The 12,998-nt window shown below is 65.2% G+C and carries 15 protein-coding genes; 8 read left to right on the plus strand and 7 right to left on the minus strand.

The genetic code is table 11. The annotated features are described in order from the left end of the window. Positions 1-168: 168 nt before the first annotated feature. The gene (locus ACVMIH_RS22405; protein WP_456855279.1) at positions 169-2,856 is read right to left on the minus strand and encodes a sensor domain-containing protein; all 2,688 of its coding nucleotides are present in this window, start codon (positions 2,854-2,856) and stop codon (positions 169-171) included. Between the two features lie 274 nt (positions 2,857-3,130). Here ACVMIH_RS22405 and ACVMIH_RS22410 point away from each other — a divergent pair, with 274 nt between their 5' ends. Further along, positions 3,131-4,234 (plus strand): NAD(P)/FAD-dependent oxidoreductase, encoded by a 1,104-nt coding sequence (locus ACVMIH_RS22410; RefSeq protein WP_456855278.1) that lies wholly within the window; start codon positions 3,131-3,133, stop codon positions 4,232-4,234. Between the two features lie 96 nt (positions 4,235-4,330). Here ACVMIH_RS22410 and ACVMIH_RS22415 read toward each other — a convergent pair whose 3' ends face one another. Further along, positions 4,331-4,516: a YdcH family protein gene (locus ACVMIH_RS22415; RefSeq protein WP_016847370.1), complete on the minus strand. Its 186-nt coding sequence runs from the start codon at positions 4,514-4,516 to the stop codon at positions 4,331-4,333. Between the two features lie 240 nt (positions 4,517-4,756). On the opposite strand from ACVMIH_RS22415, the gene ACVMIH_RS22420 reads away from it, so the two are divergent. The 3 genes from ACVMIH_RS22420 (at position 4,757) to ACVMIH_RS22430 (ending at position 5,651) form a co-directional block, all read left to right on the plus strand. Then, on the plus strand, positions 4,757-4,963 hold the full coding sequence (locus ACVMIH_RS22420) for a YdcH family protein (protein ID WP_016847372.1): 207 nt from the start codon (positions 4,757-4,759) through the stop codon (positions 4,961-4,963). Between the two features lie 196 nt (positions 4,964-5,159). After that, entirely contained in the window at positions 5,160-5,369 is a 210-nt protein-coding gene (locus tag ACVMIH_RS22425) for a hypothetical protein (RefSeq protein ID WP_253588851.1), read from the plus strand. A 30-nt stretch (positions 5,370-5,399) separates the two neighbouring features. Continuing rightward, on the plus strand, positions 5,400-5,651 hold the full coding sequence (locus tag ACVMIH_RS22430) for a hypothetical protein (RefSeq protein WP_018268738.1): 252 nt from the start codon (positions 5,400-5,402) through the stop codon (positions 5,649-5,651). Here ACVMIH_RS22430 and ACVMIH_RS22435 read toward each other — a convergent pair. Then, on the minus strand, positions 5,646-6,371 hold the full coding sequence (locus ACVMIH_RS22435) for a GGDEF domain-containing protein (RefSeq protein WP_057019015.1): 726 nt from the start codon (positions 6,369-6,371) through the stop codon (positions 5,646-5,648). The two genes, ACVMIH_RS22430 and ACVMIH_RS22435, sit on opposite strands and share 6 nt — an antisense overlap. 145 nt (positions 6,372-6,516) lie before the next feature. On the opposite strand from ACVMIH_RS22435, the gene purE reads away from it, so the two are divergent. Then, positions 6,517-7,005 carry a 5-(carboxyamino)imidazole ribonucleotide mutase gene (purE, locus tag ACVMIH_RS22440; RefSeq protein WP_028335999.1) on the plus strand — a complete coding sequence of 163 codons (489 nt, stop codon included), beginning with the start codon at positions 6,517-6,519 and terminating at the stop codon, positions 7,003-7,005. Beyond that, positions 7,002-8,108, plus strand: coding sequence for a 5-(carboxyamino)imidazole ribonucleotide synthase (locus tag ACVMIH_RS22445; RefSeq protein WP_168855438.1), 1,107 nt, complete (start codon positions 7,002-7,004; stop codon positions 8,106-8,108). The genes purE and ACVMIH_RS22445 overlap by 4 nt, the downstream gene beginning before the upstream one ends. 173 nt (positions 8,109-8,281) lie before the next feature. On the opposite strand, the gene aqpZ is transcribed toward ACVMIH_RS22445, so the two are convergent. Then, positions 8,282-9,004 (minus strand): aquaporin Z, encoded by a 723-nt coding sequence (gene aqpZ, locus ACVMIH_RS22450; protein ID WP_057019013.1) that lies wholly within the window; start codon positions 9,002-9,004, stop codon positions 8,282-8,284. A 264-nt stretch (positions 9,005-9,268) separates the two neighbouring features. On the opposite strand from aqpZ, the gene rpsU reads away from it, so the two are divergent. Both rpsU and ACVMIH_RS22460 read left to right on the plus strand, forming a co-directional pair. Beyond that, positions 9,269-9,565 carry a 30S ribosomal protein S21 gene (rpsU, locus tag ACVMIH_RS22455; protein WP_021078544.1) on the plus strand — a complete coding sequence of 99 codons (297 nt, stop codon included), beginning with the start codon at positions 9,269-9,271 and terminating at the stop codon, positions 9,563-9,565. A 113-nt stretch (positions 9,566-9,678) separates the two neighbouring features. Continuing rightward, a complete protein-coding gene (locus tag ACVMIH_RS22460; protein WP_057019012.1) occupies positions 9,679-10,341 on the plus strand; it encodes a tetratricopeptide repeat protein in 663 nt (220 codons plus the stop codon). A 48-nt stretch (positions 10,342-10,389) separates the two neighbouring features. Here the strand turns inward: ACVMIH_RS22460 and ACVMIH_RS22465 are convergent, their stop codons facing one another. The 3 genes from ACVMIH_RS22465 to ACVMIH_RS22475 form a co-directional block, all read right to left on the minus strand. Then, the gene (locus ACVMIH_RS22465) at positions 10,390-11,313 is read right to left on the minus strand and encodes a hypothetical protein (RefSeq protein WP_456863374.1); all 924 of its coding nucleotides are present in this window, start codon (positions 11,311-11,313) and stop codon (positions 10,390-10,392) included. A 264-nt stretch (positions 11,314-11,577) separates the two neighbouring features. Further along, positions 11,578-11,862, minus strand: a complete 285-nt coding sequence (locus ACVMIH_RS22470; RefSeq protein ID WP_028340624.1) for a cupin domain-containing protein — start codon at positions 11,860-11,862, stop codon at positions 11,578-11,580. Between the two features lie 37 nt (positions 11,863-11,899). After that, entirely contained in the window at positions 11,900-12,997 is a 1,098-nt protein-coding gene (locus ACVMIH_RS22475; protein ID WP_057019011.1) for a calcium:proton antiporter, read from the minus strand. Position 12,998: the final 1 nt, after the last annotated feature.

Raw genomic sequence — 12,998 nt, forward strand, 5'->3', positions numbered from 1 at the left:
CCTGCAAACGCATCTGCAGGGCGTTGACGGGGCCACGCTTGAGGTGGGGATCGGTGTATCTCGCCACGACGCAGCCCTCCTTTCTCGGCTGAAATGATGTGGTGGGTCGAGATGTAGCCGGACGTGCAGCGGATGGCAAGCACAGCCGGCCGGGCGATTCAGGCCAAATTACCCGGCTCTGCGCACGGTTTCGGCAAGCTGGTCGCCGCCGACCAGCGCGGCGAATTGACCGATCGGGGCCGGCCTGCCGATCAGATAGCCCTGCACCGCGTCGCAGCCCTCTTCGGCGAGAAAGTCGAGCTGCGCCTCGGTCTCGACGCCCTCGGCGACGATCGACATTTCAAGGCCGTGGCCGAGATCGATCACCGCGCGCACGATCGCGGCCGATTGCGGGTTGCGGCCGAGATTGATGACGAAGGCACGGTCGATTTTGATCTTGTCGAACGGAAATGCCTGCAGGTAGCTCAGCGAGGAATAGCCGCTGCCGAAATCGTCCATCGAGATGCGGACGCCGAGCGCCTTCAGCCGCCGCAGCAGCGACAGGCCGCGGTCGAAATCCTCGATCAGCACGCCCTCGGTGATTTCGAGCTCGAGCCGGTCCGGCGTGAGCCCGGTCTCGAGCAGGATCGAATGCACGAGGCCGACGAGGTCGCCATGGGTGAATTGCGCCGGCGACAGGTTCACCGCGACCTGCAGCGGGATCGCCCAGGAGGCCGCCTCCCGGCAGGCTTCGCGCAGAATCCATTCGCCCATCTCGACGATCAGGCCGCTTTCTTCCGCGAGCGGAATGAAGTCGCCGGGCGGCACGAAGCCGCGCACCGGATGGTGCCAGCGCGCCAGCGCCTCGAAGCCGATGATCTGGCTGGCCGCCACGCTGCCGCCCGCGGCGGCCTGCGGCTGGTAGTAGAGCGACAATTCGCCATTCTTGATCGCGACCGACAGCTCCTGGTGCAGCACGCGGCGATCGCGGATCTGCTGGTCCATCTCCGGTTCGAAGATCGAGATCGTGCCGCGCGACTTCGCCTTGGCGCGAAACAGCGCCGCGCCGGAATTGGCCAGCAGCGACGCCGCGTCGGATCCGTTGTCCGGGAACACCGCGATCCCTGTGGTGAGGCCGGTTCGCACCGACTTGCCGTCGATCAGGAAATCCTGCCCGAGCGCCTCGGCGGCCTGCTCGGCCAGCGCGATGCCGGCGACCGGCTGCTTGCCGTCGATGATAAGGCCGAATTCGTCGCCGGACAGCCGCGCCACCACGCCGCCGCGCGCCACGGCCTGCAAACGCTGCGCGACCTCGATCAGCACCTTGTCGCCCATAGCATGGCCGTAGACGTCGTTGATCTCCTTCAACCCGTCGAGATCGACGCAGAGCACGGCGAACTCCTCGTCGGTGCCGTCGCAGGCCTCGATCATCTGGGTCAGCGCCTGCAGGAAGGCGGCGCGGTTCGGCAGATCGGTCAGGCCGTCATGATAGGCCATGTGCGCCATCCGCGACTCGGTCTGGCGCCGGTCGGTGACGTCCTCATGGGTCTTGATCAGATATTGCGGCTCGCCGACATCGTCGAGCACGGTCATGCGGCGGGTCAGGAACAGCCGCAGGCCGTCCTTGGTCGAGATCGGATGCTCCTCGGCGATCATGCTGCGCTTCCTGATCGCGGCCTCGTCGCGGGCGATGATCAGCTTGGCTTCACGCGCATTGAAGATGTCGGACGCGGTCAGGCCGGCGGCGTCCTCGCGGCGGCGATTGAGGATCGTCTCGGCGCTGCGGTTGGCCAGGAGGTAGCGGCCGTCGCTGACCCGCTGCACGATCAGCGAGACCGGGATGTTGTCGACCACGAGCTCGAGGAATTTCTTGTTGTTCTCGAGCTCGCGCGACAGCGAGCGGCGATCGGTGACGTCCTCGAACAGCGCGATCAGGAATTCCGGCTCGCCGGCCTCGTTGCGGGCGATCACGCGGTTGGAGGCGAGGATCCGCTTGTCCGAACCGCGTTCGACGAAGAATTCGCTGCGGTGATAGCCTTCCGCCGCGCTCAACGCCGCGCGGTCGGCGGTGTCGATGCTGGCGGCGGTCTCGGGGCGGAAGATCTCGTCGGCGCGCTTGCCCACGATGTGATCGCGCGAGAAGCGCGAGAAGCGCTCGAATGCGCGGTTGGCGAAGATGTAGCGGCCGTCCTCGATGTTCTTGGCCGCGACGCAGACCGGAACGTTGTCGAGCACCGATTCCAGGAATTGTGTGGTCGAGGCGAGCTTGCGCGACAGCTTGCGCTGGTCGGTGCAATCGAGATGGGTCGCGACCGAGCCGCCGTTCGGCAATGGAAAATACTTCACCAGCACCGACCTGCCGCCGGGCAGCTCGGTAACCAATCCCTCGGGCGCCGCGGCCCTGGCGAAGAAATCCTCGGCGCTGAGATCGAGCACGCCGCGGTCGCGGCGCAGTTCCAGCAGCTCGACGCCGGTCATGTTGCGCCTGATGTCGGCGCGCGACAGGCCGTAGATGTCGAGATAGCGGTCGTTGCAGAACACGATGCGCTCCTGCGCATCGGTCATCACCACGCCCTGGTTCAAATGGTTGAGTGCCGACGAGACGAAGGCGTTGCGCCGCAATTGCGCGCGCTTGGCCTTGCGCAGCGCCGAGAGAATCCACAGCCCGACCGCGCCGAAAAAGGACGCGACCACCACGCTGCCGATCAGGAGCTCCCAGACCAGGCCGGGATCGAGGCTGCCCAGATAGCTCGACGGCGCGAACGCACCGGTGCCGGCCCGAGCTGCAGCGCACGGCGCGACGGCGGCGATCAGGCAGAGCACGGCCCTTGCCGGAATCGAATTCTTCCCGCCCGCCTGCACCTTCCTGCCAACCATCGATCACCCGCGGATTTCCGGGGCGAGTGTCCGGCTCCGGCGGTTTGGATCGGGTAAACGCGTACTGATGCAACCGGAAAATGCTGACTTAATTTATGGCAATTGCCCTGACATGATTAATGCTCCACTAACAGGGCATGGCTTCCCAACTATTTGAGATGGCCCAAGCACTTGCCTAATAAGCACTTGCCCAAGGCGGCCGGATCGGCTGAACGATGTTGGCGGCAACGGTCATGGCGTGGCTGGGCGGAAATTTTCGGACCTGAAGGACGAGATGGACAGGGTTGATTGCGTGATCGTCGGTGCGGGGGTGATCGGCCTCGCCGTGGCGCGGCGGCTGGCACAGGCCGGCCGCGAAGTGATTGTGCTCGAGGAGGCCGAGGGGATCGGCACGGTGACCTCGTCGCGAAACAGCGAGGTGATCCACGCCGGCATCTACTACCGCGCCGGCAGCCTGATGGCGCGGATGTGCGTCAGCGGCAAGCGGGCGCTCTACCGCTACTGCGCCGAGCACGGCATCCCGCACAAGAATTGCGGCAAGCTGATCGTGGCCACCACGCCTGCGGAGACCGAGAAGCTGCAGTCGATCCGCGCGCATGCCGAGGCCAACGGCGTCGACGACATGCAGCTGTTGTCCGGCGAGGCGGCGCGCGCGCTGGAGCCGGCGCTGAATTGCGACGCAGCGCTGCTGTCGCCCTCGACCGGGATCATCGACAGCCATGCTTACATGCTGGCGCTGCGCGGTGACGCCGAGGCGGCCGGGGCGGCGTTCGCCTTCCATACGCCGCTGCTCCACGCCAGGGCCACCGCCGACGGGTTCGAGATCGAGGCCGGCGGCGCCGCACCGATAACGCTGGCCTGCGATCTCCTGGTCAATGCCGCCGGGCTCGGCGCGACGGCAGTCGCGCGCAACGTCGAGGGCATGCCGATCGAATTGATTCCAACGGCCTATTTGGCCAAGGGCAATTACTTCAGCTGCAGCGCCAGGGCGCCGTTCTCGCGGCTGATCTACCCGGTGCCGGAACCCGGCGGGCTCGGCGTGCACCTGACGCTCGACATGGCCGGCCAGGCGAGATTCGGGCCCGACGTCCAATGGATCGATCACATCGATTACGCGGTCGACCCTGATCGGGCCGAGCGGTTCTATCCGGCGATCCGGAAATACTGGCCGGCCCTGCCGGACGGCGCGCTGATGCCGAGCTATTCGGGAATCCGCCCCAAGATCGTGCCGCCGGCGGTGGCGACCCAGGATTTCCTGATCCAGGCGCCGGCCGATCATGGCGTCGCGGGCCTGATCAACCTGTTCGGGATTGAATCGCCCGGACTGACATCGTCCCTCGCGGTCGCCGACCATGTCGGCGCGTTGGCGGAACTCTGAGCAAATACAGTAAGGCCTCCCGGGGGATGCGCGCGCGCTTGGGCGTTCATCCCTCGGTGAAAGGCCAGGCTATTTGCTAATTTGCAGGGGGGCGGTCTAGTGGACCGTGTCGTCGGCGGACAGTCTCAACCGCTCGATTTGATCCTTGACCATCAACTTGCGGCGCTTCAGCTCGCAAATATGCAGGTCGTCTACAGAGGGGTGAACGAGCGCTTCGTGCAGTTCGTTCTCGAGTATTTTGTGTTTACGCTCCAGCTCAATGAGATGGGCCTGTATTGCCATTGCGAACACTCCTCGGTGCGTTAAACCTCAGGTTCGATCCGGACCGCCGAGTGTACACGAGTGGACGGCGCTGTCGATGGGGGACGCGAAATGCCGCACGCACTCATTTCGGTTTATCTGTAACCAATCGTGACTATGGAACCGGTCCGGCTTGCGCGGCGCGCGTTCAAGGAGGATATTCCGGCGAGCGGCGACTTCAGCCGCAACAACCTTATCGTGCTTATCAGTTAATACACAACCATGAACGATCAGGATGAGCGCGAACTAATCGCCGAACTCGCGCGGCTGCAACAAGAGCACCGCGACCTCGATGCCGCGATCGACGCGCTGCATCAGTCGCCGGCGCCGGATCTCTTGATGCTGCAGCGCTTGAAGAAGCGGAAGCTGCAACTGCGCGATCGCATCGCCTTTATCGAAGACCAGATCACGCCCGACATCATTGCCTGACGCGTGCCGCGGCGCGGGCCTTCGCGGTTCGGCGCTTCCGGTTCAGACCGGGCGACGGTTTTCCCCGTCATCCACATCGCCTCGCCGGCTTCACGTTCGCGGCAACGGACGGAAGGCGGTTTCCCGGCGCTTGACTCCACATGAACAAAAAGAGAACATGCCAGCCCAGCCGCCAGCCATCAGAGGGAGTTTCGCCATGTCCGCACCGCCTTCCCTGCCCGACAACAGCCGCTACGAGAAGGCCTGCGATCAGGCGATCGCGATGTGCGACGGCAACCTGCGCAGCACCATCAAGGCGCTGATCATGGCCAACGAATATCTGGAAGCCGAGCTTGAGGAATTGCAGGCCGCGATCACCGCCGGCTGCGTGCCGGCGCAGACCCGGGCGGCGACCGATGCCGCCTGATCCTTGGCCTGATCTTCAGGGAGCACAGCGATGGCCGATGTAACGTATTACGTGGCACTGCCCTTCATGCAGGATGATGACGGCACGCCGGTCGCCGGCAATGCCGAGGAATGCCAGAGCTCGGCGGTCGCGCTGCGCCGCGCGGAGACCATGTCGCGGATGCCCGGCAGCATCGGCGCCGTCGCGTTCAGCCGCACCGGCGATCCTGCGATCGGCGAATTCGGCGATGCCAAGCTGTTGCGTGCTTACGGAAATGTGCCGGAGGATTTGAGCGCGTTATAATTCTCGGGATTCGTGGCGCCGCTGGGCCTTGCGCACATACATCGCACGGTCGGCCTCATCGAGCACGCGATCGATATCCGAGTGCGCGGTAAGGATAGCAACGCCCGCGGAGGCGCCTGCGGTGACCTGGCTGTTACGAAACATGAAGGTCAACCGATCGATCGCCTCTTCCAGCGCAGCCGCCTTGGCGCGGGCATCGATCTCGCTGAGATTCCACAGCAGCACGGCGAACTCGTCACCGCCGAGACGGCCGATCACATCGGAAGCGCGCACCTGATCCGATATCGCGGCAACGATCGCCTTCAGCACCTCGTCGCCCGCCGCGTGGCCGAAGGCATCGTTGATCGGCTTGAGGCGATCGACGTCGAGCACGATCAGCGCACCGGAGGCCTGATAACGCTTGATGAAGGAGAGCGAACGGGCGAGCTCGCGCTCGAATCCGCGCCGGTTGAAGATGTCGAGCAGGAAGTCGGTCTCGGCGGAGGCCTGCAGCTCCTCGATCCGGGCCTGCGCCCGCGCCAGCTGCGCCCGCAAGCTGCGGATGGTCGATTTGTCGCCGGATGCGACCGCGCCTCGCGTGGAAGCTCCGGTTCCAGCCCGTTTGGTTCCAGCCCGCTTGGCTGCAGTCTTGCCCGGCCTGGATTTGCGCGCGGCGGGCGCGCCTTTCCGTCGTTTCGCGGCCCCGGAGGCGGCCGACGTCGTCTTCTTCTTCATGCGCATCCTTGTTGAGGCCTGCTTATGAAGGCTTGCCGGGATTCACCAAGACAGGATAGTCCATTCTAACTCCCTTGCCACGCCTTGGATGACGCCCGGGCCGTCCCTATAATCGGCCTATGCTTTTGGATTCCTGCACAGAATTGAAGAGATGACCGCTCCGATCGCCATCATCATGGGAAGTCAGTCCGACTGGGAAACCATGCGCCATGCCGCCGAGACGCTGGCTGCGCTCGGCGTGGCCTGCGAAACGCGCATCGTTTCGGCCCACCGCACCCCGGATCGGCTCTATGCCTTTGCCAAGGGCGCCAAGGCAGCCGGCCACAAGGTGATTATTGCCGGCGCCGGCGGCGCCGCCCATCTGCCGGGCATGACGGCCGCGCTGACGGAGCTTCCGGTGTTCGGGGTTCCCGTCGAGTCGAAGGCTCTGTCGGGCGTCGATTCGCTCTATTCGATCGTGCAGATGCCGGCCGGCGTCCCGGTCGGAACGCTGGCAATCGGCAAGGCCGGCGCGATCAATGCCGCGTTGCTCGCGGCGAGCGTGCTCGCACTCAACGATCCGGCTCTGTCGGCCCGCCTTGCGGCCTGGCGCAAGCAGCAGACCGACGCGGTCAACGAGCATCCGGAGGGCGCGGCGTGACGGCTTCGAACGCAGTGAAGCTGAAGCCGGGCGACACCATTGGAATCCTCGGCGGCGGACAATTGGGCCGGATGCTGGCGATGGCCGCGGCGCGCCTCGGGCTCCGCTGCCAGGTGTTTTCGCCGGATCCGGACTCCCCGGCGTTCGACGTGGTGCAGAACGCGACCTGCGCGGAATATGCCGACGTCGAGGCGCTCGAACTGTTCGCCAACGATGTCGACGTCGTCACCTATGAGTTCGAGAATGTCCCGGCCGCGACCGCCATGGTGCTCGCCGCGCGGCGCCCGGTGCTGCCGGCCTACAAGATCCTGGAGACCACGCAGGACCGGCTGATCGAGAAGGATTTCATCAGCAAGCTCGGCATCGGCACGGCCGACTACGCCGACGTGTCCTCGGTCGGCACGCTGCGCACGGCAATCGAACGCATCGGCCTGCCCGCGGTGATCAAGACCCGCCGCTTCGGCTATGACGGCAAGGGCCAGGCCATCATCCGCGAGGGCGATGACCTCGAACAGGTCTGGGAGGACCTCGGCACCAAGTCGGCCATCCTCGAGGCCTTCGTGCCGTTCGAGCGCGAGATCTCGGTGATCGCGGCCCGCTCCGCGTCCGGCGAAGTCGAATGCTTCGACGTCACCGAGAACGAGCATCGCGACCACATCCTGAAAATTTCCCGCGCGCCGGCCGCGATCCCCGATGAGCTTGCCGCGCAGGCGCGCGCGATCGCCGAAGAGATCGCCTCGGCGCTCGACTATGTCGGCGTGCTCGCGGTGGAGATGTTCGCGGTGCCCGGCAACGGCAGCAAGGCGACGGTGCTGGTCAATGAGATCGCGCCGCGCGTGCACAATTCCGGTCACTGGACGCTCGACGGCGCCTCGATCTCACAGTTCGAGCAGCACATCCGCGCGATCGCCGGCTGGCCGCTGGGCAAGCCGGTGCGCCACGGCGACGTCGTCATGACCAACCTGATCGGCGACGACATCCTGAGCTACGAGCAGTGGCTCACCGTTCCCGGCGCCACAGTGCATCTGTACGGCAAGGGCACGCCGCGCCCCGGCCGCAAGATGGGACACGTCACCGAAGTGACGCCGGCCCGCAAGGGATAATTCCACACGCGGCCGATAGCCGCCTTCGTCGCATCGATGGAAATGGGATCGTGGCAACCACGATCCATTAGAGCAACGGTTCTGATTGAATCAGAACCGATGCTCTGGATTTTTGTTTACCCGTTTTCTTCACGCGAACCGGCGTCCACTTCGCTCGAAAACGCTCTCGCCGATCACGCCGTCTTCGCGCCGGCGACGATGCCGGTCGGCTCGTCGCTGAGCCAGCGATAGATCACGCCGCCGAGCGCACCGCCGATCAGGGGTGCGACCCAGAACAGCCAGAGCTGCCCCAGCGCCCAGCCGCCGACGAACAGCGCCGGCCCGGTGCTGCGCGCCGGATTCACCGAGGTGTTGGTGACGGGAATGCTGACGAGATGGATCATCACCAGCGCGAGGCCGATGGCGAGCGGTGCGAAGCCGGCGGGTGCCTTGCCATGGGTCGATCCCATGATGATGAACAGGAACATCATGGTCATCACCACCTCGGTGATGAAGCACACCACCATGTTGTACTGGCCGGGTGAGTGCGCGTCATAGCCGTTGGAGGCAAAGCCCTTGCTGACATCGAAGCCGGGCGCGCCGCTCGCGATCACATAGAGCAGCCAGGCCGCGATGATTGCGCCCACAACCTGCGCGATGATGTAGGGCAGCACCTGGCCGCCCGGGAAACGCCCACCCGCGGCGAGCCCGACCGTCACCGCCGGGTTGAGGTGGCAACCCGAGATATGGCCGATCGCATAGGCCATGGTCACCACGCTCAGCCCGAAGGCCAGTGACACGCCGACCAGGCCGATCCCGACCTGCGGAAAGCCGGCCGCGATCACCGCGCTGCCGCAACCAGCGAATGTGAGCCAGAACGTACCGATGGCCTCGGCAGCGTATTTCTTCATCTCCATCTCGCATCTCCCCTATTTCCAATGTCCGGGTTATCCAAAACGCCGGGAGCGGCCCTCATCTGGGCGCCAAACCACCCAAATCAGGGCCGCACAATGGCATTTTCGTCCTATTTCGTGGCTTTACTAGGCCCGAAAGTCACTCGACCGGTGGACATCTGCGCGTTTGTCTGATACATGCGCGCGCCTAGGGTTAAGAGGCAGGCCTTTTGCCGTCCCTTCACCTCGCCAGAATTCCGAACCGATCAATTCAAAAGAGGATGCCGCGTGCAGGTTCTCGTCCGCGATAACAATGTCGACCAAGCCCTGAAGGCGCTGAAGAAGAAGATGCAGCGCGAGGGCATTTTCCGCGAGATGAAGCTCCGCGGTCACTACGAAAAGCCGTCTGAGAAGAAGGCTCGCGAAAAGGCCGAAGCCGTGCGCCGCGCGCGCAAGCTGGCGCGCAAGAAGCTGCAGCGCGAAGGCCTGCTGCCGATGAAGCCGAAGCCGGTGTTCGGCGCTGGCCCCGGTGGCGACCGCGGCGGCCGTCCGGGCGGTGCAGGCGCCGGTCGCGGCCCTCGCTGAACCGTTTTGCCGATATGGAAGTCTAACAGCGCGGGCCACGGGCCCGCGTTGTCGTTTTGAAGCACGCCGCGTTCCGGGGTACCCATGCAAAACGACCGGCAAGAGCATTTTGCATGACGGCTGATCCGGTAGCCCGCCCGCCCTTTCCAGGACCGGCGCAGCGCCGTTGCGCGCCGCATCTCGTCATCATTGCAGTGCTTCTCGGCCTGCCGCTCGCAGGCTGCTCCTTCGACCTCGGTTCATGGGGCTCCTCGGACGACAAGCCGAAGCCCGCTGCCACCGCCGACAAGCCCGCCGCCGACACCATCACCCCGCAAGACGTCAACAGCGCCAAGGATCACACCACGCGTGCGCAGGCGCTGGCGCGCTCCGGCAAGCTCGACGAGGCGATGGCGGAGTTCGAACAGGCGCTGGCGGCCGACCCTTACAACATCCAGGCGCTCTACGGCCGCGCCCTGATCTATCAGGGCCGCGGACAGCATCAGCAGGCGATCGACGATTTCACGGCAGCCAGCGGGCTGTCGCCGCAGAGGGCCGAGCCCCTGGTCGGCCGTGCCACCAGCTACCTCGCGCTCGACAAGGCCAAGCAGGCCGCCAGCGATCTCGACGAGGCCGTGCAGGCCGATCCCGGCAATGTTGGGGCGTGGAGCACGCGCGGCCAGGCCTATGAGCGGCTCGGCGACAAGGCCAAGGCGGCGGCGTCCTACAATCGCGCGCTCGCGCTGCGGCCAGGCGACGGCAATGCGCGCAGCGGGCTGGCGCGCACCGGCGGCTAGCCCTTGGCGTGAAGGCAATCCGTCAGAAACGATCGAGCGGCGCTGTGGCTACTTCGGCAGGACGGCGTGGAACATCGACTTCATGCCGGAGAACATGTCGTCGGTCACCGACGTGCGCTCGTTCTTCTGCGCCGGCATGATCGCCTCGGCGCGCAGGTCGAGCGGGGCCTGCACCACCGGGACCGGAATGTCGGCCGGCGGCGTCAGCCGGTTGGAATCCTGGCCGCCGGCGGCATAGGGCGGACGCGGCTGCGAGGATTGATCGACATTGTCAGTGGACGGGCTCGACACCATGATCGGCGGCGGCAACGGCCGGATCGCCGACGTGGCTGCCGGACGCTGCGCCTCAGGCAGGCGGGCGAGATCGGTGCGCGTGGCATCCTGGGACCGCGCCGCCTCCTGCGGACGCTCCTTGCGCAGCCGCTCGATGGCGGCGCGTGCGAGGTCGTTGGCGTCGCGGCTTTCCTCGGGCGTCACAGCAGCCTCGACCGGCGCGGCTGACGTCGCGGGCGCGGCCGGCTGCGGCGCGGCGGGCGCGACCTTCGCGACGGCCTTCGGCGCCGCCGGATGATGGCGGGTGTCGGCCAGGATGCTGGCGGTATCGGCCGGCACGTCAGGCTTCACATCGGCCGATTTGGGGTCGGCCGATTTCTCGGCAGGCTTCTCGGTGACGGTGGCCTTCTCGGTGACGGTGGCCTTCTCGGACGCCGACCGCTCGATCAGCGTGCGCTCGGACATGCCCTTGGCCTTCACGCCGGCTTCGGGGAGGCTGCTGACGACGGTGGCGGGCTTGGCGGCGGCTTTCGGATCTGCCTTGGGATTTACCTTGGGATCGACTGCGGCGGTCAAGGCTGCGGCTGCCGGTGCTTCCGGCTTGGCCACGATGTAGTGATTAACGATGTACGCCCCGATGATGGTCGCTGCCACCGAGGGTAAGATGTCCATCACGAATTTCTTCAGGTAACTCAGCATGACCTGCCACTCCCCACCCCGCTATTACATGCTGGAACTTTGAGGCACATTCAGGGATCAACTGCGTCGGATCGGTGGCAAACCCCCGTTCCGACGTCACCTTTGGTGTCGCTTTGGTTTCAGCCGGAGGCGTCCCCTGCGCAGGCCGCATCCGCCTGCTAGATCATCGCGCAGCCGTTAACGGGTTATGAATTTCCACAGCCGCACCGGCTCGGACCTGCCATTCGGCGGGTGCAGGGTTCCTTGCTTGGTTCTCGCGCCGCGTCAGGGCTTGAGTTCGACCTCGAGGAACACGATCTCGCTGGCCGTCTCGTTGAGCACGTCGTGCTGGACCCCGGCCTTGCGGAAATAGGATTTGCCGGCTCCGAGCTGCGCCTTCGAGCGCTCGCCGTTCGGCGCCACGATCGTCATCTCGCCCGCCGTGATCGGAACGATGACATAGTCCATCTCATGGGTGTGGTGGCCGGTGGCGCTGCCCGGCGCGAGGCGCCATTCGGTCACCCGGACTTCCGCCGTATCCACCTGCACATCCGATTTGGCACTGAGCATCGTCATTTTCTCCAATTTTTTTTAAGCGGATCATGCTCTACGGCACGAAAACCATGAACACGAACACGGCGAACACCACCATGTGAACCAGCCCGAACAGGATGTTGGTGCGGCCGGTTCCGAAGGTGAGCATGCTGACCATGAAGGTGAGCAGCAGGATCAGCATATGCTGGTTGCTGAGCCCGAGCACCAATTGCTTGTCGAGCGCATAGGCGGCTACGGCCACCGCGGGAACCGTAAGCCCGATGGTGGCGATCGACGAGCCGAGCGCAAGGTTGATGCTCTTCTGCAGGTCGTTCTTGCGCGCCGCCGACACAGCGGCAACGCTCTCCGGCAACAGGATCAGGGCCGCCACCACCAGGCCGGCAAAGGCCGGCGGCGCGCCGATCTTGACGGTAACGACATCGACCACCAGCGAGAATTTCTTCGCCAGCAGCACCACCGCCAGCAGCGAGACCAGCAGCAGTGCAACGCTGATCGCCGTCATGCGGTCCGACATCACCTCGCCATGCGCCGCTGCCTCATTGGCGCCGCTGACGAAATAATCGCGGTGACGGATGGTCTGGGTGTAGAGGAACACCGCATAGAGCAGCACGGTCACTATGCTGACCACGGCGAGCTGGGCCGTGGAAAACACCGGGCCCGGAGAGGTCAGCGTGAAATTGGGCATATCGAGCGTGATGGTCGCGAGCACGAACAGCACGCTGAGGTAAAGGTTCGCCCCGGTGATCTGGAAATCCTGCTCCTTGTAGCGCAGGCCGCCGATGAAGATGCAGAGCCCGACCAGACCGTTGCAGACGATCATCACCACCGCAAACACCGTGTCGCGGGCCAGGGTCGGCGCCGGCGTTTCGCCCAGCATGATGGTCGAGATCAGCGCCACCTCGATGATCGTCACCGCGAGCGTCAGCAGCAATGTGCCGAACGGCTCGCCGATCCGCTCGGCTATCATCTCGGCATGGTGGACCGCCGCGAACACGGTGCCGAACAGAATGACCAGCAGCACCGCCGCAAACACCCAGCCCCCGGCCGATGGCGCGAAGCTGTAACCGGTGGCCGTGACCGCGGCAAACAACAGCACCGCCAGAACGGGATACAGCCAGGCCGACCGCGGCATCGGTCCGTGTGCACTCATC

This window comes from Bradyrhizobium sp. USDA 4503, from assembly GCF_054055815.1.